Genomic DNA, 23,189 nt, shown 5'->3' with positions numbered 1-23,189 from the left:
GCTTAGGCCGGTTTTTTTACGTCTGCAATACCCGCTCTAGTAAGCAAACAGCGCAGAGAAGTCCTTGTTACACACCCGCTGTACCGCCGGATGCTGGATCATGCGCTCGGCAAAGATGATGTAGTACTCTTCCTGCACGCTATCAATACGCCCAATCTCCACCACGTCATCATCGTTATAGGTATCCTGCGCATACAGCGTCGGTGCAACGAAGATCGCGTTGTGGTACATGCCAAAGGTCTTCATCAGGGCCGCATCATCAAACTCGCCCAGGATCTCGACCTGAATGCCCTGGGTGTTAAACCAGTTCAGTAATTTACGGCCCAGCATCGAACGCCGACCGGGGATCAGCAATTTTCGCTGTTCCAGGCAGGCGGGGAACGGCAGATCCGGCGCCGGCTGGCGGCAAAAGAAGCTGATGCCGCATTCACCCAGCTTGAGCGAGAACAACCCTTCCTGCTGGCTGGAGTCCACCGGGCAGTCTGAGAGGATCATGTCGAGCTTATGCTGGCTGAGCTGTTCCAGCAGCATCTCGTGCGTCGACTCGAAACAACGCAGGTGAATTTGCTCATTATCCACCACTACCGCCGTCTCCAGCACCTGGCTCACCAAACGTTTGGACAGCGCATCCGCAACCCCGACGTCGAACAACAGGTTAGATTCCTTGCGGTAATTAACGATATCCAGCATTTCCTGGCTGAGCATAAACATCTTGTCGGCATAGCGGAAAACCAGTTGCCCCAATTCGGATGGTACCAGCCCACGCCCCTGACGCTTGAACAGCTTGCCGTCCAAACGTTCTTCCAGCGCTTTGATCTGGCCGGTGATGGTCTGCGGTGTCAGAAATAAGGCTTCGGCGGCGCCGACCACCGAACCTTCCTTGCAGACCTGCCAGAAGTAGTAAAGGTGATTAAAGTTGATATGCGACATCCTCACGAGGTGCTCTCCTTAACATTTCGTCATGGCGGCGATCGGCCATGACGAGCGACTAATGTCCTTTCCCTGTTTCAGACAACCTGTTGCTGCATTCGTCCCAAACAGAACGGCCGAAGCTGTGCATATTTTATCCTGCACAGCTCCGACCAGCTATTGTAGAGTGTCCCCACGAACAGGGGATCCCCTAAAAGGGTTATCTGACTCGCGGTAACGACATACGCAACAGACCGTACCCGACCACCGCCGCCGTGGTTGATCCAATCAGGATACCCAGCCGCGAATAGGTGCTTAGTACAACATCCGCATCGCCAAACGCCAGCGAAGCGATAAAGATCGACATGGTAAAACCAATACCACAGAGCACGGAAACGGCAAACACCTGTTTGAAACCAATTCCTTCAGGCAGCTTGGCAATACCCAGTTTCACCGCCAACAGGCTGAAAGTGAAAATACCCAACGGCTTACCGATAAACAGGCCCGCTGCGATGCCCACCGGCAACAGTGAGGTCAGCCCGCTCAGTGACACGCCCTGTAATGAAACCCCGGCGTTGGCAAAAGCAAACAACGGCAGTATCAGGAACGCTACCCACGGATGCAGCTCATGCTCCAGTGTTTCTGACGGTGACGGCCCCTTCTTCACGTTCAGCGGGATCATAAAGCCGATGATGACCCCGGCCAGCGTCGCATGTACCCCGGACTTGAGGATAGCGACCCACAGGACCAGGCCAACTATCATATACAATGAGGTTTTGCCCACGCCGCGCCAGTTCATAAATGCCAGCACGGCGATAGATGCCGCCGCCACGCCCAACGCCGCCATCGAGACTTCGTGGGTATAGAACAGCGCGATAATCACGATCACACCCAGGTCGTCGATGATCGCCAGCGCCAACAGGAACACCTTCAGGCTGGTTGGCACGCGGTTGCCCAACAGCGCCATCACCCCGAGGGCAAAGGCAATATCGGTCGCAGCCGGGATCGCCCATCCCTGACGGGTTATCTCGTCCGCCCCGTTGAACATCAGATAAATCAACGCCGGTGCCAGCATACCGCCCAATGCGGCAATCGCCGGAAACACCGCCTTGTCACGCCCGGCCAATGACCCCTGCATCAGCTCACGCTTGACCTCCAGCCCGACCACCAGGAAAAAGATCGCCATCAGGCCATCGTTAATCCACAACAGCAACGGCTTGGCAATCTCCAGTGAGGACACCTTTACCATTACCGGTAAATTGAGGAAGGCGTGATAAATCCCCTGGGCTGGGGTATTGGCCATGATCAACGCGATAATCGCGGCTACGATCAGGATAATGCCGCCCGCGGCTTCCTGACGTAAAAATTGACGAATGATGTTGGTCACAATACGTCTCTCCAGAGCAGCGCAAGGCATAGAAGGCCCTGCAGACAAAGTAATGGAATGAGTATAGACGGCGAATCACTTCGATAAAATACGTTTATAAATGCTTAAAGCATCGTAAAAACCGATCAATAAGAGATATATGTCACGCTTTTATTAGGGTTATTAGACGAGTCAGAGCCAATAAAAAACCCCGGTTTTGACGCCGGGGTTATGCAGTACGCTAACGGAAACAGCAGCTTAACGCGTCAGGTCATCAAAAAACTTTTTTACCCCGTCGAAGAAGCTCTTCGAACGCGGGCTGTTTTTGTCACCAGAAGGGCCACCCAGGCTCTCCTCCAGTTCCTTCAGCAATTGCTTCTGCTTGTCGTTCAGGTTAACCGGGGTTTCGACCACCACACGGCACAGCAGGTCACCCTGGCTGCCACCACGTACCGATTTAACACCCTTGCCGCGCATGCGGAACAGTTTACCCGTCTGCGTCTCTGCCGGTACTTTCAGCTTCACACGGCCATCGAGCGTCGGAACTTCAATCTCGCCGCCCAATGCCGCCATCGCGAAGTTAATCGGCACTTCACAGTACAGGTTATTGCCTTCACGCTCGAAGATCGGGTGCGCTTTCACCTGAACCTGAACGTACAGATCGCCTGCCGGCGCGCCGTGCTCACCCGCTTCACCCTCACCCGCCAGGCGGATGCGGTCACCGGTATCAACGCCGGCCGGGATTTTCACCGACAGCGTTTTGGCTTTCTCTACCCGGCCGTGGCCGTGGCAGCTATTGCAAGGGTCTTTGATAATCTGACCGCGACCATGACAGTGCGGACAAGCCTGCTGCACGGTAAAGAAGCCCTGGCGCATCTGCACCTGGCCCTGCCCGTGACAGGTTGGACAGGTCACCGGCGAGCTGCCCGGCTTCGCGCCGCTGCCGTGGCAAACGTCACACTCTTCCAGCGTCGGGATGCGGATCTCTTTGGTCACGCCACGAACCGCTTCCTCGAGGGAGAGCTCCATGTTGTAGCGCAGATCGGAACCGCGGCTGGCGCGCTGACGGCGGCCACCACCGAAGATGTCGCCAAATACGTCGCCAAAGATATCGCTGAACTCAGCACCGCCGCCACCAAACCCGCCGCCGCCGCCCATACCGCCCTGTTCAAAGGCTGCATGGCCGTATTGATCGTAGGCCGCACGCTTTTGACTGTCGGTCAGGATTTCGTACGCTTCCTTGATCTCTTTAAACTTGGCTTCGGCGTCTTGCTCCTGATTGCGGTCAGGATGGTATTTCATCGCCAGGCGTTTATACGCCTTTTTGATCTCACGTTCTTCCGCCGTCTTGGAGACGCCGAGAATCTCGTAATAGTCTTTCTTCGCCATTATTTCTGTAACCCTTAACATGCGTGCACGGGCGTAGAGTTGCCTCGACGCCCGTGCTGGTTTGCGGTAACGGCCTCTCGGCCATTCCGTGCCCGCTTAAGGGCGATTATTTTTTGTCTTTAACTTCTTCGAACTCAGCGTCAACCACGTCGTCGTCTTTCTGCGCCGCGTTGTCAGCACCGGCATCAGCACCTTGCTGAGCCTGCTGCGCCTGAGCCATTTCCAGCAGCTTGCCGGAAACCTGCACCAGAGCCTGGGTCTTCGCTTCGATCTCGGCTTTATCTTCGCCTTTAACCGCCACTTCCAGATCTTTCAGCGCCGCTTCGATAGCCGTTTTGTCTTCTGCCGGCAGTTTGTCGCCCGCTTCTTCCAACTGCTTACGGGTGCCGTGGATCAGGTGGTCAGCCTGGTTACGGGTCTGCACCAGCTCTTCGAACTTACGGTCCGCTTCGGCGTTCAGTTCAGCATCACGCACCATTTTCTGGATTTCTTCTTCGTTCAGACCAGAAGAAGCCTTGATGGTGATTTTCTGCTCACGGCCAGTATTCTTGTCTTTGGCAGACACGTGCAAAATACCGTCGGCGTCGATGTCGAAGGTCACTTCGATTTGCGCCATACCGCGTGCAGCAGCCTGGATGCCGTCCAGGTTGAACTGGCCCAGTGACTTGTTATCGTTAGCGCGTTTACGCTCACCCTGCAGCACATGGATGGTTACCGCAGACTGGTTGTCTTCAGCGGTAGAGAACACCTGGCTGTGCTTGGTCGGGATAGTGGTGTTTTTAGTGATCAGCGGAGTCATCACGCTGCCCATGGTTTCGATACCCAGCGACAGCGGGGTAACGTCCAGCAGCAGAACGTCCTTCACATCACCGGCCAACACGCCGCCCTGTACCGCAGCACCCACCGCAACGGCTTCGTCCGGGTTAACGTCTTTACGCGGTTCTTTACCGAAGAAGTCAGCAACTTTCTTCTGAACCATTGGCATACGGGTCTGGCCGCCCACCAGGATCACGTCCTGAATGTCGGAAACCGACAGGCCTGCGTCTGTCAGGGCCACTTTCAGCGGCTCGATAGAACGCGCAACCAGATCTTCTACCAGCGACTCGAGTTTTGCACGGGTCACTTTGATGTTCATGTGTTTTGGACCGCTCGCATCTGCAGTGATGTACGGCAGGTTAACGTCGGTCTGCTGAGCGGAAGACAGTTCAATCTTCGCTTTCTCAGCGGCTTCTTTCAGACGCTGCATCGCCAACGGATCTTTGCGCAGATCGAAACCTTGTTCTTTCTTGAATTCGTCCACCAGGTAGTTGATCAGGCGGCTGTCGAAGTCTTCACCACCCAGGTGGGTATCACCGTTGGTTGCCAGAACTTCGAAGGTTTTTTCGCCGTCAACTTCGTCGATTTCGATAATAGAGATATCGAAAGTACCGCCACCCAGGTCATAAACCGCGATGGTACGGTTACCGACTTCTTTGTCCAGGCCGTAAGCCAGGGCTGCAGCAGTCGGTTCGTTGATGATACGTTTTACTTCCAGACCTGCGATACGGCCGGCGTCTTTGGTCGCCTGACGCTGAGCATCGTTGAAGTAAGCAGGTACGGTGATAACCGCTTCAGTTACCGGTTCGCCCAGGTAATCTTCAGCCGTTTTCTTCATTTTCTTCAACACTTCAGCAGAGATCTGCGGAGGTGCTACACGCTGGCCTTTCACTTCGACCCATGCGTCGCCGTTATCAGCAGCCACAATTTTGTACGGCATGATGTCTTTATCACGCTGTGCTTCTTCATCCTGGAAGCGACGGCCAATCAGGCGCTTGATCGCAAACAGGGTGTTTTGTGGGTTAGTCACAGCCTGACGCTTAGCAGGCTGGCCAACCAGAATTTCACCATCCTGGGTATATGCGATGATCGAAGGTGTAGTACGGTCGCCTTCGCTGTTCTCCAGCACGCGCGCTTTACCACCATCCATAATTGCTACACAAGAGTTGGTAGTACCCAGGTCGATACCAATAATTTTGCCCATCTAAACGTCTCCACTAATAAATTCATATTCGGTCAGGTTGCTAACCTATATGTGGGCAATTTTTTGTTTTTCAACTGCCCGACATTTCAGTCTTAGCCGCGGTCAGCAACTGCGGTTGCAAATAAGATGGGGCCATACCATCCAGCATCAAGGGGCAGGGCAAAAAAAAATTCGTTTTTATCGTCACTCAGATCATTGTTTCCTGTTCTGGGGATCATTATGATGCCGCGCGCTCTGATGGAAGTTAGGGTTTTTTCGACCATTCAGACCATTTATGAATTTACCTATCCATTTTCGTTAAAATTCTGTTATCGCAGAGGACATATGCACACCAACAAGTTGGCAAATCCCGGCCCTCTCGGCCTGATGGGCTTCGGGATGACCACCGTCTTGCTGAACCTGCACAACGCGGGCTTTTTCCCATTGAACTCCGCCATCATCAGCATGGGGATTTTCTTCGGTGGACTGGCCCAGATTATGGCTGGCCTGCTGGAATACAAGAAAGGCAACACCTTCGGCATGACGGCCTTTATCTCTTACGGCAGCTTCTGGCTGAGCCTGGTCGGGCTGCTCCTGCTGCCACGCCTGGGGTTGGCTGAACCGACCGATGCCGGCGTACTGGGCATCTACCTGGCACTATGGGGTGTCTTCACGCTGTTTATGTTCTTCGGCACCTTGCGCGCCAACCGCGTGCTGCAGTTCGTGTTCGGCAGCCTGACGCTGCTGTTCGCCCTGCTGGCCATCGGCAACATCACCGGCAACCATGCGCTGCTGAACTTTGCCGGTTACGAAGGCATTATCTGCGGAGCCAGCGCCATTTATTTGGCCATGGCGGAAGTGCTCAACGAGCAGTTTGGCCGCACGGTGCTGCCGATTGGCGAGCCAAAGGTCAACAATGTTGAACCTATTCGGGCCGTGGCATAATTGCCGTTAGCCTGAAACAAGAAGCCCTGCGATTGCAGGGCTTTTTTTTAGCTGTAGGAACCGGCTCGCTGCGCCTTGGTTTCGCTGTTCAGATCGCGATGCAGGTAAATTCCCAGCAGCAGTCCGATACCTGACAGCGCCAACACATAGTAAGCGGGCGCTAACGGGGTTAACTTCATGATCAACGTCACAAATATTGGGGTTAAACCACCAAAAATAGCGTATGCAACATTATATGAGAACGAAATCCCGGTAAACCGAACTTCCGCTGGAAAAGCCCGTACCATCACGTAGGGTACCGCACCCACGATGCCTACGCTGAAGCCCACCAGCGCATAGCAGGCGAACAACATTTCCGGGTGTTCGCCCACCGTCCGATAAAATAACCAACTGCAACCGGCCAGCAGCAGGCTACCGACGATAAAGGTTTTGCTGGCACCAAAACGATCCGCCGACAACCCGGCGAGGATGCAACCGGCAATCAGCATGATGGTAGCAATGCTATTAGCCTGCAGCGACAGCGCCGGGGCGATACCAAACTGTTTTTGCAGATAGGTCGGGGTCATCAGGATCACCACCACGATACCGGCGGACAGTAGCCAGGTGAGCAGCATCGACACCACCACTTCCTTGCGATGATTGAGCACCACCGATTTCAGCGGCAACTCCTCAGCCAGGGCTTTACGCGCCTGCATTTCGATGAAGATTGGCGTTTCCTGTAGCCAGCGACGCAGGTACATCGCCACCAGACCGAAAATGCCGCCAAGCAGGAACGGAATACGCCAGCCCCCGTCAATAATGGTCTGTTGGCTGAGCGTGGTGTTGATCACCGTCGCCACCAGCGAGCCCAACAGGATGCCGACGGTCAGGCCGGCAGTCAGCGTGCCGCAGGCAAAACCGATGCGGCGGCGCGGCACGTGTTCAGCAACAAATACCCAGGCCCCTGGCACTTCACCGCCGATCGCCGCCCCTTGCAGCACCCGCATCAGCAACAGCAACAGCGGTGCAGCAATGCCGATGCTGGCATAGGTCGGTAACAGACCCATCGCCAACGTCGGCAGCGCCATCAGTAAAATACTCAGGCTGAACATTTTCTTGCGACCGACCAGATCGCCGAAGTGCGCCATCACGATGCCGCCCAGCGGTCGAGCCAGATAACCGGCGGCAAAAATGCCGAAGGTTTGCACCTGACGTAGCCATTCCGGCATATCCGCCGGGAAGAACAGCTCGCCCATCACCGCCGCAAAGAAGACAAAAATGATGAAATCATAGAACTCCAGCGCACCACCCAGGGCAGCTAACGTCAGAGTTTTGTAGTCTTGCCGGTTTAACCGGCGATTATTATCGTGAGGCATAGGGTACCGTCGGAGGAAACTGTGAAAATAAAAGCCATCGGCTGAAGTTAGATGACAAAGTTGTCTTTGAACCCGAGATACCCGGGCCTAGCGCACCGAGGGGCGCTCCGGCGGGCAAGCCGCTACGACCCCTTCGGCACGCTCTCCCTAATAATGGGCTTTGTCAGCAGTCTGAGCCATCGGCTTTCTGTAAACGAATCCTTACTATAACGGCAAATTATTTTCACACCAGATCGGCTAGCGCTTATCTCACAAAAGGCTGAAATTTAGAGGTTTATCTCGCGACGCGCATTCTTCGGGCGAAATGCTGCTACCACTGCGGCCTCGGTTTCCACATAGGGCCCCTCAAGCAACTGAATGCAGTACGGCACGCTGGCAAAGATGCCATGCACCACCACTTTGCCCTGCTCGTCCTTAACCCCTTCCAGCGTCTCCTTGATCGACTTGGGCTGCCCCGGCAGGTTGATGATCAACGCCTGCTTGCGGACTGCCCCTACCTGACGTGAAAGAATTGCCGTTGGCACATAGTGTAGGCTGATCTGACGCATTTGCTCGCCGAAGCCAGGCATCACGCGATCGGCGATCGCCAGCGTGGCATCAGGGGTCACGTCGCGGCGCGCCGGGCCGGTTCCCCCGGTGGTCAGCACCAGATGGCAGCCCATTTCATCCACCAGTTCACACAGGGTTTGTTCGATCAACGTCTGCTCATCGGGGATCAGGCGGGTTTCCAGTTTGAACGGGGTAGTCAGCGCGCCGCTCAGCCACTCTTCCAGCGCCGGGATACCTTTGTCCTGATAAACGCCGCCGGAAGCGCGGTCAGAAACAGAAACCAAACCAATACGTAATATGTCCATGCGTAACCTCTACAGCCTGATGGGGTTCGGACGGGTTCGCTTCCCGCCCTATTTTGAATCTTGAGAGTATAAAGTGTCTGCCTGCCGCCGGGATCTGCGGGCATAAAAAAAGGCGGCCTAAGCCACCTTTTTCTGCACTGATTGCCGCAATTACAGCAGATCGGCGATCATTTTTTCCAGCTTGCCCTGGTCTACGGCAAACTTGCGGATACCGTCGGTCAGTTTCTCAACGGCCATTGGATCCTGGTTGTGCTGCCAGTAGAACTCAGGTTCAGTCAAGGCTGCAGGACGCGCTTGCACTTCGCCGGTGTAGGCCAGTTTGCGCTCCAGGGTCCCTTCGCTCTCTGCCAGCTCTTTCAGCAGCGCAGGGGCGATGGTCAGACGGTCACAACCGGCCAGCTCGATGATTTCGCCGACGTTACGGAAGCTGGCGCCCATCACCACGGTTTTGAAACCGTGCTGTTTGTAATACTGATAGATTTCGGTAACGGAAACCACACCCGGGTCTTCGTTTGGCGCGAACTCTTTCTTGTCGCCATTGGCTTTGTACCAGTCGAGGATACGGCCAACAAACGGAGAAATCAGGAATACGCCGGCTTCGGCACAGGCACGAGCCTGAGCGAAGGAGAACAGCAGCGTCAGGTTACAGTTGATGCCTTCTTTTTCCAGCTGCTCCGCAGCGCGGATACCCTGCCAGGTAGAAGCCAGTTTGATCAGAATGCGATCGTTGCTGATGCCGGCATCGTTGTACAGTTTGATCAGGCGCTTGGCCTTGGCAACGCTGGCCACGGTGTCGTAGGACAGGCGTGCGTCCACTTCGGTGGAGATACGGCCCGGAACCAGCTTCAGGATTTCCAGACCGATGTTAACGGCCAGCTTGTCGGCGGCATCGGCGATCTGCTGTTCGCGATCGCTGCTCTGCTCGCGCGCCCAGGCAATGGCTTCGTCAATCAGTTTGCGGTATTCAGGAATTTGGGCTGCATTGAGGATCAGCGAAGGGTTGGTCGTAGCATCTTGCGGTTGATACAGCTTCATAGCCGCGATATCGCCCGTATCTGCAACCACGGTGGTCAGTTGGCGCAGGGAAGTTAATTTATCGGTCATGTTGGCATTATCTCATCGTTTGTGCATGAACTTTTGGCATCGTTCAACCATGCCCTGCCCTGATAATAACATGCGCAAGGCCCGGTGCAAGGCTGGAAAATCGCGGCCCGGCGGCGCTGGTTTTATCCTTGAGCGAGCAACCGTTTACGCTGGTATCTTTCGTCATTCCCGAGCGGATGAAAAGGCAATAACGTGCTATCGATTGAATAAATTATGTTAAATTCGCGAAAATTAATGCAATGAGCCTCAGAATCTGAGAAAAATCTCAATTGCTTTGAACCGGGCGAATTTCAGCTAAGCTCTTGTAAAAATTCAATCAATCTATTTTCACCCGCGGTGGATGCGGCGCGGTGCGCAACAAATTTCAACAAGGAGGGATCCGTGACGGACCTGATGAATTTTATTAATAATATTTTGTGGGGTTCAGTACTGATTTATTTGCTGCTCGGTACCGGCATTTATTTCACCCTGCGCACCCGTTTTATCCAGGTCCGCCATTTCAGCCATATGTTCTCGGTGCTTAAGCACAGTAACAAGAGCGACAGCGCGGGGATCTCCTCCTTTCAAGCCTTGTGTACCACGCTGGCCGCACGGGTCGGCACCGGCAACCTGACCGGCGTGGCAATTGCCCTTACCGCCGGTGGCCCGGGTGCCATCTTCTGGATGTGGGTAGTGGCGTTTATCGGCATGGCCACCTCCTTTGTTGAAAGTACCCTGGCGCAGCTCTATAAAACCAAAGACCAACAAGGTAACTACCGTGGCGGCCCGGCTTACTATATGGAGAAAGGGTTGGGCATGCGCTGGATGGGCGTGATGTTCTCCATCTTCCTGATCATCGCCTTCGGCCTGGTGTTCAACGCCGTTCAGGCCAACTCCATCGCCCAGGCCTCCGCCGTCGCCTTCCACGCGAAACCACTGTATGTCGGTCTCGGTCTGGTGGTCCTGAGCGGTATCGTGATCTTCGGCGGCATTCGCTCCGTGGCCCGCGTGGCAGAACTGGTGGTGCCCGTGATGGCCGCAGTTTATTTACTGCTGGCCCTCTGGGTGATTGGCCATAACATTGAGCATATGCCGGCGATCCTCTCGCTGGTGGTCAAAAGCGCCTTCGGGCTGCAGGAAGCGGCAGCCGGTGCCGTCGGTTACGGTATTTCACAAGCGATGACCCAGGGTGTTCAGCGTGGCCTGTTTTCCAACGAGGCCGGTATGGGCTCGGCACCTAATGCGGCGGCTTCCGCCTCACCTTACCCACCGCATCCGGCCTCGCAGGGCTATGTGCAGATGCTCGGGGTGTTTATCGATACCATCGTGATTTGCAGCGCAACCGCTGCGATCATTCTTTCTTCCGGCGTATTGGATCAGCCGGTGGCCAACATCAGCGGTATCGATATGACCCAGCGTGCACTGTCCACCGCCGTCGGCAGTTGGGGCTCGCCGTTTGTCGCTATCGCCATTTTCTTCTTCGCCTTTACCTCGATTATCGCCAACTATGCCTATGCCGAGAGCAATCTGCTGTTCCTGGAGCGCAACCACCCGGCCGGCCTGCTGATTTTCCGTTGCGCCGCACTGGGTATGGTGATGTTTGGTGCACTGGCCGAACTGCCGGTGGTGTGGAAAATGGCCGATACCTCAATGGCTTTGATGGCCATCACCAACCTGACGGCGATCCTGCTGTTGTCACGCGTGGCGCTGAAGTTGGCTAACGATTATCATCGCCAGAGAACGCTGGGAAGACTGCCCACTTTCGACGCCAACCGCTTCCCTGAGTTGAAATCCCAGCTTGAACCGGGCGTGTGGGACAAAAATTAACTTTTGCGGGCGCGGCTGGCACGCGCCCTGCCTATCAGACCCATTGACCCTTTTTCCCGCGCTTTTTGCTACAGTATCCGCTCTTGGATAAACAGGATCTGGCCATGCTCGTTATTATTTCACCTGCAAAAACTCTTGATTACGAAAGCCCGCTGGCAACCGAACGCTTCACCCAGCCGGAGCTACTGGACAAATCGAAACAGTTGATCAAAATCTGCCGCGACCTGACGCCGGTGCAAATCTCCAGCCTGATGGGCATCAGCGATAAACTGGCTGGCCTGAACGCCGCGCGCTTTGGCGACTGGAAACCGAAATTCACCCCGGACAATGCCCGCCAGGCACTGTTGGCGTTTAAAGGCGATGTTTATACCGGCCTGCACGCGCAGGATTTCAGCGAAGATGACTTTGATTTCGCCCAACAGCATCTGCGCATGCTGTCCGGACTGTACGGCGTGCTGCGTCCGCTTGATCTGATGATGCCTTACCGTCTGGAGATGGGTATCAAGCTGGAGAATGCCAAGGGCAAGGATTTGTACAGTTTCTGGGACGAGCAGATCACCAAGAAGCTCAACGAGGCGCTGGAACAACAGGGGGACGACATGGTGGTCAACCTGGCTTCCGACGAATACTTCAAATCGGTGAAGCCGGCCAAACTGCATGGCACGCTGATTAAACCGGTGTTCCTCGACGAGAAGAACGGCAAATACAAAGTGATCAGCTTCTACGCCAAGAAAGCGCGCGGACTGATGAGCCGTTTTATCATCAAAAATCGCCTGACCCAGCGCGAACAACTGCTTGATTTTAACCTGGAAGGCTACGCTTTCGACCCGGCTAATTCCAAAGGCAACGAATTGGTGTTCAAACGCCCCGAGCAGTGAAATACCCGCCCATAAAAAAGCCGTCGCAATGACGGCTTTTCGCTTTTATATCAGGGCAGAGCCCCACGCAAGTCAGGCAGGCAGAGCCATCAGGAACTTACGCAGTTCGCCAAAACCGGCCGGCAGGCTGTGGGACAGCAGCGGCAAATCGGCACGCAGCGCCAATGCCTTCGGCAGCGGCAGTTCCTGACCGAGGATTTCCTCAACGCTCTCTTTGAACTTGGCCGGGTGTGCCGTGCCGAGGAACAAACCAAACTCCCCTTCTTGCAACTGGTCACGCAGCGCGCGATAAGCGATTGCCGCGTGCGGTTCAGAGAGGTAACCCAGCTTCGCCAGCTCACGCATGCTGTCCTTGGTGGTTTCGTCACTGACCGTGGCATGACCCAGCTCTTTCAACTGCCAGATCTTACGGCGGAACAGCTCCTCGACCCGCGGCCAGTTGTTCGGCTGACTAACATCCATGGCATTGGACAACGTAGCTACCGTGGCATGCGGCTGCCACTGACCGTTAGTCAGGAAGCGCGGCACGGTGTCGTTGGCATTGGTCGCGGCGATAAAACGCTTCACCGGCAGGCCCAATGATTTGGCCAGCAGGCCGGCGGTCAGATCGCCGAAGTTGCCGCTGGGTACCGAGATCACCAGTTGATTACGGGCTTCCTGCGGAAGTTGCGCCACCGCTTCAAAGTAGTAGCAAATTTGCGCCAGCAGGCGACTGATGTTGATCGAGTTGGCCGAGTTCAGGTGCAGCGCTTCTTTCAGCTCCTGATCGTCAAATGCCTGTTTCACCAATGCCTGGCAGGCGTCGAAGTCACCGTCGATCGCCACGGTGTGGATGTTGCCACCCAGGGTGCAAAACAGCTTTTCCTGCAGCGGGCTGATTTTGCCCTGTGGATACAGGATCACCACACGCACATTCTTCAGGCCGTAGAAAGCATGGGCCACTGCCGCACCGGTATCCCCGGAGGTCGCGGTCAGGATAGTCACCGGCTCATCGCCCGCTACTTCTGCCAGCATTTGCGCCATAAAGCGGCCACCGAAGTCTTTGAACGCCAGCGTTGGACCGTGGAACAGTTCCAGGCAGGCAATGTCATCTTCCACTTGCGCTACCGGTGCCGGGAACTCAAAGGCTGCCGCAACACGCTTACGCAATGCCTCCTCAGAGACTTCATCACCAATAAACGCCGACAGGATGCGGCTACTGCGAGTGACAAAATCCTGTTCCAGCAGATGGTCGATTTCAGTCAGCTCAAACTCAGGCAAATCCAGCGGGAAAAACAGCCCTTGCTGCTTGCCCAGGCCCTGTTTGATCGCCTGTGTAAAGCTGACCTGCTCGTTATGATCCTTAAGGTTGTACAGTTTCATGCGTTATCCCAGTAGTCGTGCGCCTGCGGTATCCAGGCGGCAAATATGAACAAAACCTTCGTCGTTTTGCAGATAGTGATTAGTCAGCCAGTCGGCCATACGTTGTGCGGTCGCGCCGTCATCACAGACGGCGAACAGCGTCGGGCCGGAACCGGAAATACCACAAGCCAGCGCACCGATATCCTGGGCAGCCTTGCGCGCGTCGGCAAAGCCCGGCAACAGGCGGGTGCGGTAGGGCTCGGCAATCACGTCCTGCATCAGTTTGGCGGCCAGCTGCGGCTGTTGGGTATGGCAGGCGTGGATAAAGCCCGCCAGATAGCGACCGTGGCTGATACAGTCCTGACGACGATACTGCGCGGGCAGGATCGCACGCGCTTCGGCGGTGGATACCTTGATGCCCGGGTAAGCCATCACCCACAGCCAGTCTTTAAAGCATGGCACTTCCTGGCTGATGAAGCCTTCTTCTTCCAGCATCAGTTGCAGGCCGCCGAGATAGCAAGGCGCCACGTTATCGTAATGCACGCTGCCGGAAATGCGGCCTTCCAACTCGCCCATCAGGCCCAACAGCGTCATTTTGTCCAGCGGGCGGTTGCAGAACTCATTCATCGCCATCAACCCGGCGACCACCGAACAGGCGCTGGAACCCAGCCCTGAACCGATTGGCATGTTTTTCTCGAGCCGCATCGCCACCGGGATCTGCTGACCGATTTCCTGGCAGAAACGCTCCCAGCACTGGTAGACAATATTCTCTTTCGGGTCATCCGGCAGTTTGCTGACGAAGCGCCCGGCATTCTGCAGACTGAACGTTTCGGCGGCCTCTACACTGACGCAGTCGCCCAGTAAGGTCCCGTCGATCGGCGACACTGCTGCACCCAGAACGTCGAAACCGACGCTGACGTTACCAATTGAGGCCGGCGCATACACCTTAACCATATTAAACTCCCAACTTCCATGACAGTGTGCGCAACAGGTCGGCAAACACCCCCGCTGCGGTCACATCGTTACCGGCGCCGTAGCCGCGCAGCACCAGCGGCAATGGCTGATAGTAGCGGCTGTAGAAAGCCAAAGCGTTCTCGCCGTTCTTCACTTTATACAACGGATCGTTACCGTCTACCGCATCTATACGTACCTGGCAGCGGCCATTTTCGATCACCCCGACATAGCGCAATACCTTGCCTTGCTCGGCGGCGTTGGCCACGTTGCGGGCATACTCTTTGTCGAGCTCCGGCAGGCGCGCCATAAAGGTTTCCACGTCACCGGTGGCATCAAAGGAAGGCGGCAGCACCGACTCAACCTCAATGTCCGCCAACTCCAGTTTGTAACCCGCCTCACGGGCCAGGATCAACAGCTTGCGGGCAACGTCCATACCGGAAAGATCGTCACGTGGATCCGGCTCGGTATACCCTTTGGCTTTAGCCTCCAGGGTCGCGGCCGACAACGACATACCTTCGTCCAGCTTGCCGAAAATAAATGACAGCGAACCGGACAGGATACCGGAGAAACGCGTCAGTTCATCACCGGCGTTCAACAGGTTTTGCAGGTTCTCGATCACCGGCAAGCCCGCACCGACGTTGGTGTCGTACAGGAACTTGCGACGTGAACCGGCAGCGGCGGTGCGCAGCTGTTGGTAATAGTTCATCGACGAGGTATTGGCTTTTTTGTTCGGTGTCACCACGTGGAAACCATCGGCCAGGAAATCGGCGTATTGATCGGCCACCGCCTGGCTGGAGGTACAGTCGACAATCACCGGATTCAGCAGGTGGTACTCCTTCACCAGGCGGATCAGGCGACCGAGGTTGAACGGCTCCTGCGCACCGGCCAGCTCATCCCGCCAGCTTTCCAGTGCGATGCCGTGTACGTTGGTCAGCATGGCGCGTGAATTGGCGATACCGCACACCCGCAGATCGATATGTTTTTGTTTCAGCCACGGCTGCTGACGGTAGATCTGTTCGATCAACGCGCCACCCACGCCGCCGACGCCGATGACAAACACTTCAATCACCTGATCGGTGTTAAACAGCATCTGGTGACAGACGCGAACGCCGGTAGTGGCGGAGTCATTGCTGACCACTACAGAGATGGAACGCTCGGAAGACCCCTGGGCAATAGCGACAATGTTGATATTGGCGCGCGCCAGTGCGGAGAAGAAGCTGGCCGAAATGCCGCGCAGGGTGCGCATGCCATCGCCAACGACCGAGATGATCGCCAACTGTTCCATCACGTCCAGCGGCTCCAGCAGGCCGTCTTTCAATTCAAGATAGAACTCGTCCTCCAGCGCTTTACGCGCACGTTGCAGCTCACTCTGCGGTACGCAGAAGCTGATGCTGTATTCAGAGGAGGACTGGGTGATCAGTACCACCGAGATACCGGCACGCGACATCACGGCGAACACTCGCGCAGCCATGCCGACCATGCCCTTCATTCCCGGCCCGGATACGTTGATCATCGCCATGTTATTCAGGTTGGTGATGCCCTTCACCGGAGTTTCGGTATCCAAATTTTCGCCGCCGATCAGCGTGCCCGGGGCCTGCGGATTGGCGGTATTTTTGATCAGGCAAGGGATTTGGAACTGGGCGATGGGAGCGATAGTGCGGGGGTGAAGCACGCTGGCGCCGAAATAGGAAAGCTCCATAGCTTCCTGGTACGACATCGATTTCAGCAACCGGGCGTCCGGGACAGTGCGTGGATCGCAGGTATAAACACCGTCAACGTCGGTCCAGATTTCACAACAGTCGGCGCGCAAGCAGGCTGCCAGTACCGCCGCAGAGTAGTCAGAGCCGTTACGGCCCAGCACCACCAGTTCCCCTTTGTCATTACCGGCGGTGAAACCGGCCATCAGCACGATGTTATCCGCCGGGATTGCCGCAGCGGCGATACGCAGTGTGGATTCGGCGATATCTACCGTGGACTCCAGATAGTGCCCCTGTGCCAGCAGCTTCTCCACCGGGTTGATCACCGTAACCGGGAAACCCTTGGCACGAAACACCCCTTCCATGATGGCAATCGAGAGCTTCTCACCGCGGCAGATGATGGCCGCATTCACACTGTCCGGGCATTGCCCCAGCAGCGCAACGCCGTGCAATACCTGCTTGAGTTGTGAAAACTCTTGGTCGACCAGGGTTTTGAGACGATCGTACTCAAAGCCTGGCAGCGCCTGCGTCAGGCCGCTCAGCAGGTCGGCAAAGATGCGTTCTGCATCGCTCATATTTGGCAGAATGTCCTGCCCCGCTACCGTTTTTTCAATCATCGCCACCAAATGGTTGGTGATTTTAGCCGGAGCGGACAAGACCGTGGCCACCTGTCCCTGACGTGCGTTACTTTCCATGATGTCGGCAACGCGCAGAAAACGTTCTGCATTCGCTACCGAGGTTCCGCCAAATTTCAGCACTCGCATTTCTTATCTCTCCCGAATTTAAGCCGAAAAAAAAGCCCGCACTGGTTAGGTGCGGGCTTTTTTCTTTTGTTTCCTGTACGCGTCAGCCCGCCCCGTTACCTGTGGTATCGGTGGTGGTAATAATTGTTGTGTTCAGGCTGATATTTCGCATTTTGTCTGTCTGTCTCATTAATTACTCTGTCCCCTCTATTGGTTAAAGCAATCACTATCCCAAGTCAAATTATTTCTTGTTTTTGCTTGTTTATCACCCAGCAGCGCAACTGGGCAATGCGATAGTCAAAAAGCCAAATGACAGAATAAAAAGACAGACAGGTAACAGTTTTATAGTGGATCACACTGCCTAACTAGCCCAGTTTGCGGGTATCACTTTGTCAGTTTTTTTTCGATGTCATGCAGCAAAGTATGCAACATCGCGGTATCGCGCTGCTGTAACGCGCCAAGCCGCTGATGCAACCAATCGCGCAATTTTTGATCGTCACTGACCTCCAGTGCCGTCAATAATCCCTCGGCTCGCTGACGCAACGCCTTGAGCTGGCCTTCATTGGCCGCCGGCTCCTGCGGTGCGCTAACATTCATCAGCTCCGACAATTGATAGCAATACACCATCACTGCCTGGCCGAGATTCAACGAAGGGTAATCCGCCTGCATCGGCACGCCGGTCAACAGATCCGCCAGTTCCAGCTCTTCATTGGTCAGGCCTGAATCTTCACGGCCAAACACCAACGCCGCCTGACCTACCCATTGGCTGCGCTCATTCAACTGACCCAGCAGTTGCTGCGGCGTACAGTAATAATGGAAACGTGCGCGGCTGCGGGCAGTGGTAGCAACGGTGAAATCCACGTCCGCCAGCGCCTGCTCAAGAGTGGCAAAAGTTTGCACGCCGTCGAGGATATCCCCCGCCCCATGCGCAACCCAGCGAGCCGCCGGTTGCAGGTGCGCTTCGCTGTCGACAATGCGCAACGAAGTGAAACCCATGGTTTTCATTGCCCGCGCCGCAGCGCCGACGTTTTCCGGCCGCGCCGGAGCCACTAAAACAATATGAAGCTGCATCAATACTCCACTGAATGAGGGATCACGTATTTTTGACTGTTTGAGAGAGTCTGATTATATTTACATCTGTGCAACAATAATCCCGGAGAACACGATAGACGGAGTTAAATGGGTTATTGACCTGATAAATTGCGCGTAATACATATTATTGCTACTTATGTTTTACTACGCTTATTAATCAAAGCGTTAAAAGAAGCCATTTATCAACAAGCCAATAATTCTACCTCATTAGGTGCCACAATGCTGAATCGAACACAGAATTTAGAGTTCTGTGACTTAAGCTGGCATTTCTGTAAGTGTTTTTCACAAAACTGTTAACGTGCTACAATTGAATTTGATATATGTCAACAAACCTTAGTTTTGTTGGGTGATGAATTCGGTGTGCACTGTTATATTGCTGTTAATACGGTTAGGATATGCACCGTTTTGGCACCTTTGGGGATGTAAGGAATAGCGCCCCAACCAAGCTAGCGATCTTGTTGACATGGGATGGAAAGTGCATCAAGAACGAGTTTACGTACTTTAGTCATTGGGTAGCAGGGAACGTGAGCGCTAATCTCTGCCCTCCGCTATGAAAACAAAGACTTCTGTACTTCCTATTTTCTATTTTGTTGGCAATTTTAGGTAGCATATATGCAGACCCCGCACATTCTGATTGTCGAAGACGAGCTAGTCACTCGTAACACCCTGAAGAGCATTTTCGAGGCGGAAGGCTACGTTGTTCATGAAGCCAATGATGGTGCAGAAATGCACAACATCCTGTCTGAAAATGATATCAATCTGGTTATCATGGACATCAATCTGCCAGGCAAAAATGGCCTGCTGTTGGCGCGTGAATTGCGCGAACAGGCCAGCGTTGCGCTGATGTTCCTGACCGGCCGTGATAACGAAGTTGATAAGATCCTCGGATTGGAAATCGGCGCTGATGATTACATCACCAAGCCGTTCAATCCGCGTGAACTGACCATTCGCGCACGCAATCTGCTGTCACGCACCATGAACCTGGGCAGCGTCGGCGAAGAACGTCGTCTGGTTGAAAGCTACAAATTCAATGGTTGGGAGCTGGACATCAACAGCCGCTCACTGATCAGCCCAGCGGGTGAGCAATATAAACTGCCACGCAGTGAATTCCGCGCCATGCTGCACTTCTGCGAAAATCCGGGCAAGATCCAATCCCGTGGCGATCTGCTGAAGAAGATGACTGGCCGCGAGCTGAAGCCACATGACCGCACCGTGGACGTGACCATCCGTCGCATCCGCAAGCACTTCGAATCGACACCGGACACGCCAGAAATCATCGCCACCATTCACGGTGAAGGTTACCGTTTCTGCGGTGATCTGGAAGAGTAAGTTTCCCGCGTTAAAATATTTGGGGTTCCGTCGAACCCCAAATCTTATTTTGCCTCACCCCAAGGGATGATCGGCACGGCGCTCAGCGCATTCTTCGGTGAACCATCCACCACACGATCTGAATAGCTCAGATAAATCAACGCATTGCGAGTTGCATCGTAGAAACGCACCACCTGCAGTTTCTTGAACACCAGCGACGTTCGTTTCTGGAACACCACGGTCCCTTCCGCCTTACCATTTTTGATTTTATCGTTCAGCGCAATCGGCCCGACCTGCTGGCAAGAAATGGCGGCATCCGCGGTATCTTCCGCTAATCCCAGCCCACCTTTGATGCCACCGGTTTTTGCCCGGCTGATATAACAAGTTACATTTTTAACATCAGGATCATCGAAGGCTTCCACCACAATTTTATGGTCCGGACCAAAGAGTTTGAATACCGTATCGACCGATCCAACCTGTTCTGCCTGCGCGCTATTTACCGTTGCGCAAACTAAACCAAACAAAAATATCCATCCTTTTTTCATTCACTTAACTCCAATAGCCTGAATCCTGAAAATAGACGCAGGCAATCAATATTGTTTATGTTTTAGGTCACAGAATAGGGATCTTTCCAGTCCGCACCGATCTTTTTAGCACAGAGCGTGAAAAAAATCTTTGAGAGTCTCGGAGGAAAAAAATTGCTATTATGCGGCGTCGTTATATCTTTGCGCCCGTTTAGGTGTGCCCCTGTCCAACCCTTGCGCAACCCGCTGCAAGAGGCAAAGAGTGCTACGCAAAATGGCTCATGGATTGGTCTGATAGCGCAAGCACCAGCGTAATGAATAAACAGTTCGGGTCCCTACCCTAAAGCTCTACGAGGAAGATCTATGGATCAAGCCGGTATTATTCGTGATCTGCTTATCTGGCTGGAAAGCCATTTGGACCAGCCCCTGTCATTGGACAACGTGGCGGCCAAAGCAGGTTACTCTAAATGGCATTTACAACGGATGTTTAAAGATATTACCGGTAACGCCATCGGCGCTTATATCCGGGCAAGGAGATTATCCAAGGCTGCGGTGGCGCTGCGTTTAACCAGTCGACCAATTTTGGATATCGCCTTACAGTATCGCTTCGACTCGCAGCAGACATTTACACGCGCATTTAAGAAACAGTTTGCCCAAACGCCAGCGCTGTACCGCCGAGCCGAAGACTGGAGCGCATTCGGCATCTGTCCGCCGATCCGCCTGGGTGCCTTTACTCTGCCGCAGCCAGAATTTGTTACCTTGCCGGAACAGCAGTTGATTGGCCTGACGCAAAGCTATTCCTGTACGCTGGAGCAAATCTCTCACTGTCGTACCGAATTGCGTTCACAATTCTGGCGCCAGTATTTGGGCGAAGCTGAAACGCTACCGCCGGTACTGTACGGGCTGCACCATTCACGCCCGAGTCAGGAAAAAGACGACGAACAGGAAGTGCTATACACCACAGCGCTGGAGCCACATCACGTGCCGGCAAAGATCGTGGCCGGACAGCCACTGGTGCTGCAAGGTGGCGAGTACGCGATGTTCAGCTATGAAGGCCCGACCTCTGGCCTGCAAGACTTCATTCTGACCGTGTATGGCACCTGCCTGCCGGCGCTCAAACTCACGCGCCGTAAAGGGCACGATATTGAGCGCTTTTATCCCAAGGGTGACCGTCGGCCACCCCAACCGCCGACCGAGATCAACTGCGATTATTTGATCCCGATCCGCCGTTAACGCTGCAGTTCGTCCAGCGCGGGCGTGTCCAGATGCGTGACATCGCCCGCCGTTTCGACGATCCAGCCAGAAGCCAACCATGGGCTCTGCTGATGATCGACTCGCGACAATGAACAGTTGCGTAAACGCAGGCGGCGTTCTGCGTAAGCCGGTAATCCGAGTACGGTGCTGATTAAACAGCCCAAAGCGATACCGTGGCTGACAATCAACGGTTTGCTGCCCTCAGGCAACATCAGGCAGCTTTCCAGCGCCTCGCGCATCCGGTCACCCAGCTCACTCATGGATTCACCTTGAGGGATCCGGCCGTCGGCAGTACCATCGACCATCTGCTTACGCCACTGTTCTTCCTGTGGCGTCAGGCTGTCGATCAGGCGCTCTTCCAGCACCCCCATATGCAACTCACGCAAACGTGGATCGGTTATCACCTCGCAGCCGCAAGCCTCTGCGATGATTTGCGCGGTGCGTCGGGTACGCCCCAGATCGCTGGTAATCACGTGCGTGATGCCTTGTTTGCTGACGCGCTGGGCAACCAGACGAGCCTGATGTTCACCGTTAGCGGTCAACGGGCTGTCGGACTGTCCCTGGATACGGCGAGCCGCATTCCATTCCGTTTCGCCGTGGCGAACGAGGTATACCTGTAACATTTTGCTTTTCCGTTATACTGCGTGAAACCTGAGTTTATCGTCGTCAGATGCCGCTTGCGCAAGCGTCTGACGTAGTGAATAGGCTCTTAGCTTAAGGATGCCAAACCCGTTATGTATCATGTTGTCGCTGCAACTACCAACCCAGCAAAGATCAAGGCTATTCAATTGGCCTTTGATGACACCTTTGGCACGGGCCAATGCCGTATTGAATCGGTCGACGTCGCCAGCGGTGTCTCACTGCAACCCATAGGTAATCACGAAACCCGCACCGGCGCACGTCAGCGCGTAATGGAAGCACGGCAGGTACGCCCGGAGGCCGACTTTTGGGTCGGCGTAGAAGCAGGAATCGAAGAGAATATGACTTTCGCCTGGATGACGGTGGAAAACCCGCATACCCGTGGCGAATCGCGCTCAGCCAGTCTGATGCTACCGGAGACAATTTTACAGGGAATTCGCGCCGGCCGCGAATTGGGGAGTGAGATGGCGATCATCACCGGCAATGCCGAAGTGAAACGCCAGGGTGGCGCTATCGGTATCTTTACCGATGGGCGATTGAGCCGCACCAGCGTTTACCATCAGGCTCTGCTGTTGGCGCTGGTGCCTTTCCACAACCCGATCTACCAGAACCATAACAACACAGCACAGAAATAGCCTTTGCCGGGCGCGGCGCTACTGTGCATCGCCCAGCAACTGCTGTTCCAGCCACTGTTTCAGCGCCGGCGTCGCCGCCTTCAGGCTGTTCGAACCGCGAGTGATGGTGGCAATTCCCGCCCCCAGTTCGTTTTTCAGCTCACGCTGGCTCATTTCACCGCGCATCAGCTCCTGAATAATCCGTACCCGCGTACCTAAAGCCGTGCGTTCGTCCGGCGTCAACAGCAGTTGCATCAGCGGTTGGTGCAAATCCTGGGCAAACGAATTCTGCAGCAGCGCAACAAAGCGCAGCCAATCCTCATTACCTTGTTCTGAAAGAGCCGGGTCGTTAAGCGATAATTGCGTCATGGCAAGCCACCATACTATTTAACTAGTACAGCAGCATACCATAGCGACG

21 protein-coding genes and 1 other annotated feature are annotated in these 23,189 nt (G+C 54.8%); of the genes, 6 read left to right on the top strand and 15 right to left on the bottom strand.

From position 1 onward, the window contains the following. Positions 1 to 36 precede the first annotated feature (36 nt). The 4 genes from nhaR to dnaK form a co-directional block, all read right to left on the bottom strand. Complete coding sequence (gene nhaR / locus QOT07_RS03135) at positions 37 to 936, bottom strand: transcriptional activator NhaR (RefSeq protein WP_004950031.1); 900 nt, start codon at positions 934 to 936, stop codon at positions 37 to 39. A gap of 193 nt (positions 937 to 1,129) precedes the next feature. After that, entirely contained in the window at positions 1,130 to 2,296 is a 1,167-nt protein-coding gene (gene nhaA / locus QOT07_RS03130) for a Na+/H+ antiporter NhaA (protein WP_283602558.1), read from the bottom strand. A 237-nt stretch (positions 2,297 to 2,533) separates the two neighbouring features. Beyond that, on the bottom strand, positions 2,534 to 3,664 hold the full coding sequence (gene dnaJ / locus QOT07_RS03125; RefSeq protein WP_099063131.1) for a molecular chaperone DnaJ: 1,131 nt from the start codon (positions 3,662 to 3,664) through the stop codon (positions 2,534 to 2,536). A gap of 106 nt (positions 3,665 to 3,770) precedes the next feature. Further along, positions 3,771 to 5,684, bottom strand: coding sequence for a molecular chaperone DnaK (gene dnaK / locus QOT07_RS03120; protein ID WP_085120168.1), 1,914 nt, complete (start codon positions 5,682 to 5,684; stop codon positions 3,771 to 3,773). Positions 5,685 to 6,008: 324 nt separating this feature from the next. On the opposite strand from dnaK, the gene satP reads away from it, so the two are divergent. Then, positions 6,009 to 6,608 (top strand): acetate uptake transporter, encoded by a 600-nt coding sequence (satP, locus tag QOT07_RS03115; protein WP_112348063.1) that lies wholly within the window; start codon positions 6,009 to 6,011, stop codon positions 6,606 to 6,608. A gap of 47 nt (positions 6,609 to 6,655) precedes the next feature. Here the strand turns inward: satP and QOT07_RS03110 are convergent, their stop codons facing one another. The 3 genes from QOT07_RS03110 to tal form a co-directional block, all read right to left on the bottom strand. Beyond that, complete coding sequence (locus QOT07_RS03110; RefSeq protein WP_207977895.1) at positions 6,656 to 7,963, bottom strand: MFS transporter; 1,308 nt, start codon at positions 7,961 to 7,963, stop codon at positions 6,656 to 6,658. A 266-nt stretch (positions 7,964 to 8,229) separates the two neighbouring features. Beyond that, on the bottom strand, positions 8,230 to 8,817 hold the full coding sequence (gene mog, locus QOT07_RS03105; protein WP_085120166.1) for a molybdopterin adenylyltransferase: 588 nt from the start codon (positions 8,815 to 8,817) through the stop codon (positions 8,230 to 8,232). Positions 8,818 to 8,967: 150 nt separating this feature from the next. Further along, the gene (tal, locus tag QOT07_RS03100; RefSeq protein ID WP_085120165.1) at positions 8,968 to 9,921 is read right to left on the bottom strand and encodes a transaldolase; all 954 of its coding nucleotides are present in this window, start codon (positions 9,919 to 9,921) and stop codon (positions 8,968 to 8,970) included. A gap of 381 nt (positions 9,922 to 10,302) precedes the next feature. Between tal and QOT07_RS03095 the strand changes: the two genes are divergently transcribed. Both QOT07_RS03095 and yaaA read left to right on the top strand, forming a co-directional pair. Further along, positions 10,303 to 11,727, top strand: a complete 1,425-nt coding sequence (locus tag QOT07_RS03095; protein WP_129934203.1) for an alanine/glycine:cation symporter family protein — start codon at positions 10,303 to 10,305, stop codon at positions 11,725 to 11,727. Positions 11,728 to 11,831: 104 nt separating this feature from the next. Further along, positions 11,832 to 12,605, top strand: a complete 774-nt coding sequence (gene yaaA, locus QOT07_RS03090; protein ID WP_283602557.1) for a peroxide stress protein YaaA — start codon at positions 11,832 to 11,834, stop codon at positions 12,603 to 12,605. 72 nt (positions 12,606 to 12,677) lie between these two features. On the opposite strand, the gene thrC is transcribed toward yaaA, so the two are convergent. The 5 genes from thrC to QOT07_RS03065 all read right to left on the bottom strand — a co-directional run bounded on the left by thrC (position 12,678) and on the right by QOT07_RS03065 (position 18,411). Then, positions 12,678 to 13,967: a threonine synthase gene (thrC, locus tag QOT07_RS03085; protein WP_099063135.1), complete on the bottom strand. Its 1,290-nt coding sequence runs from the start codon at positions 13,965 to 13,967 to the stop codon at positions 12,678 to 12,680. Positions 13,968 to 13,970: 3 nt separating this feature from the next. Then, positions 13,971 to 14,900 carry a homoserine kinase gene (gene thrB, locus QOT07_RS03080; protein ID WP_099063136.1) on the bottom strand — a complete coding sequence of 310 codons (930 nt, stop codon included), beginning with the start codon at positions 14,898 to 14,900 and terminating at the stop codon, positions 13,971 to 13,973. Position 14,901: 1 nt separating this feature from the next. Next, the gene (gene thrA, locus QOT07_RS03075) at positions 14,902 to 17,361 is read right to left on the bottom strand and encodes a bifunctional aspartate kinase/homoserine dehydrogenase I (protein ID WP_099063137.1); all 2,460 of its coding nucleotides are present in this window, start codon (positions 17,359 to 17,361) and stop codon (positions 14,902 to 14,904) included. Between the two features lie 25 nt (positions 17,362 to 17,386). Continuing rightward, positions 17,387 to 17,505, bottom strand: a sequence feature (Thr leader region). Next, entirely contained in the window at positions 17,444 to 17,512 is a 69-nt protein-coding gene (gene thrL / locus QOT07_RS03070; RefSeq protein WP_071998276.1) for a thr operon leader peptide, read from the bottom strand. (Overlaps the previous feature by 62 nt.) A gap of 212 nt (positions 17,513 to 17,724) precedes the next feature. After that, positions 17,725 to 18,411 (bottom strand): tRNA/rRNA methyltransferase, encoded by a 687-nt coding sequence (locus tag QOT07_RS03065; protein ID WP_099063138.1) that lies wholly within the window; start codon positions 18,409 to 18,411, stop codon positions 17,725 to 17,727. A gap of 633 nt (positions 18,412 to 19,044) precedes the next feature. On the opposite strand from QOT07_RS03065, the gene arcA reads away from it, so the two are divergent. Then, positions 19,045 to 19,761 carry a two-component system response regulator ArcA gene (gene arcA, locus QOT07_RS03060; RefSeq protein WP_064798650.1) on the top strand — a complete coding sequence of 239 codons (717 nt, stop codon included), beginning with the start codon at positions 19,045 to 19,047 and terminating at the stop codon, positions 19,759 to 19,761. 44 nt (positions 19,762 to 19,805) lie between these two features. Here the strand turns inward: arcA and creA are convergent, their stop codons facing one another. Next, positions 19,806 to 20,285: a protein CreA gene (gene creA / locus QOT07_RS03055; RefSeq protein WP_099063139.1), complete on the bottom strand. Its 480-nt coding sequence runs from the start codon at positions 20,283 to 20,285 to the stop codon at positions 19,806 to 19,808. A 342-nt stretch (positions 20,286 to 20,627) separates the two neighbouring features. Between creA and robA the strand changes: the two genes are divergently transcribed. After that, entirely contained in the window at positions 20,628 to 21,497 is an 870-nt protein-coding gene (gene robA / locus QOT07_RS03050) for an MDR efflux pump AcrAB transcriptional activator RobA (protein WP_099063140.1), read from the top strand. Here the strand turns inward: robA and gpmB are convergent. Continuing rightward, positions 21,494 to 22,141 (bottom strand): 2,3-diphosphoglycerate-dependent phosphoglycerate mutase GpmB, encoded by a 648-nt coding sequence (gene gpmB, locus QOT07_RS03045; RefSeq protein WP_099063141.1) that lies wholly within the window; start codon positions 22,139 to 22,141, stop codon positions 21,494 to 21,496. The genes robA and gpmB overlap by 4 nt on opposite strands. Positions 22,142 to 22,252: 111 nt before the next feature. Between gpmB and yjjX the strand changes: the two genes are divergently transcribed. Further along, a complete protein-coding gene (gene yjjX / locus QOT07_RS03040) occupies positions 22,253 to 22,792 on the top strand; it encodes an inosine/xanthosine triphosphatase (protein WP_207977904.1) in 540 nt (179 codons plus the stop codon). A gap of 18 nt (positions 22,793 to 22,810) precedes the next feature. Here the strand turns inward: yjjX and trpR are convergent, their stop codons facing one another. Then, the gene (gene trpR / locus QOT07_RS03035) at positions 22,811 to 23,140 is read right to left on the bottom strand and encodes a trp operon repressor (RefSeq protein WP_012005129.1); all 330 of its coding nucleotides are present in this window, start codon (positions 23,138 to 23,140) and stop codon (positions 22,811 to 22,813) included. Positions 23,141 to 23,189: the final 49 nt, after the last annotated feature.

The organism is Serratia proteamaculans, assembly GCF_949794035.1.
In the GTDB taxonomy this organism is placed as follows: domain Bacteria; phylum Pseudomonadota; class Gammaproteobacteria; order Enterobacterales; family Enterobacteriaceae; genus Serratia; species Serratia proteamaculans.
The sequence above is the reverse complement of the archived record's forward strand: the minus strand, read 5'-3'. Positions and strand labels throughout refer to the sequence as shown.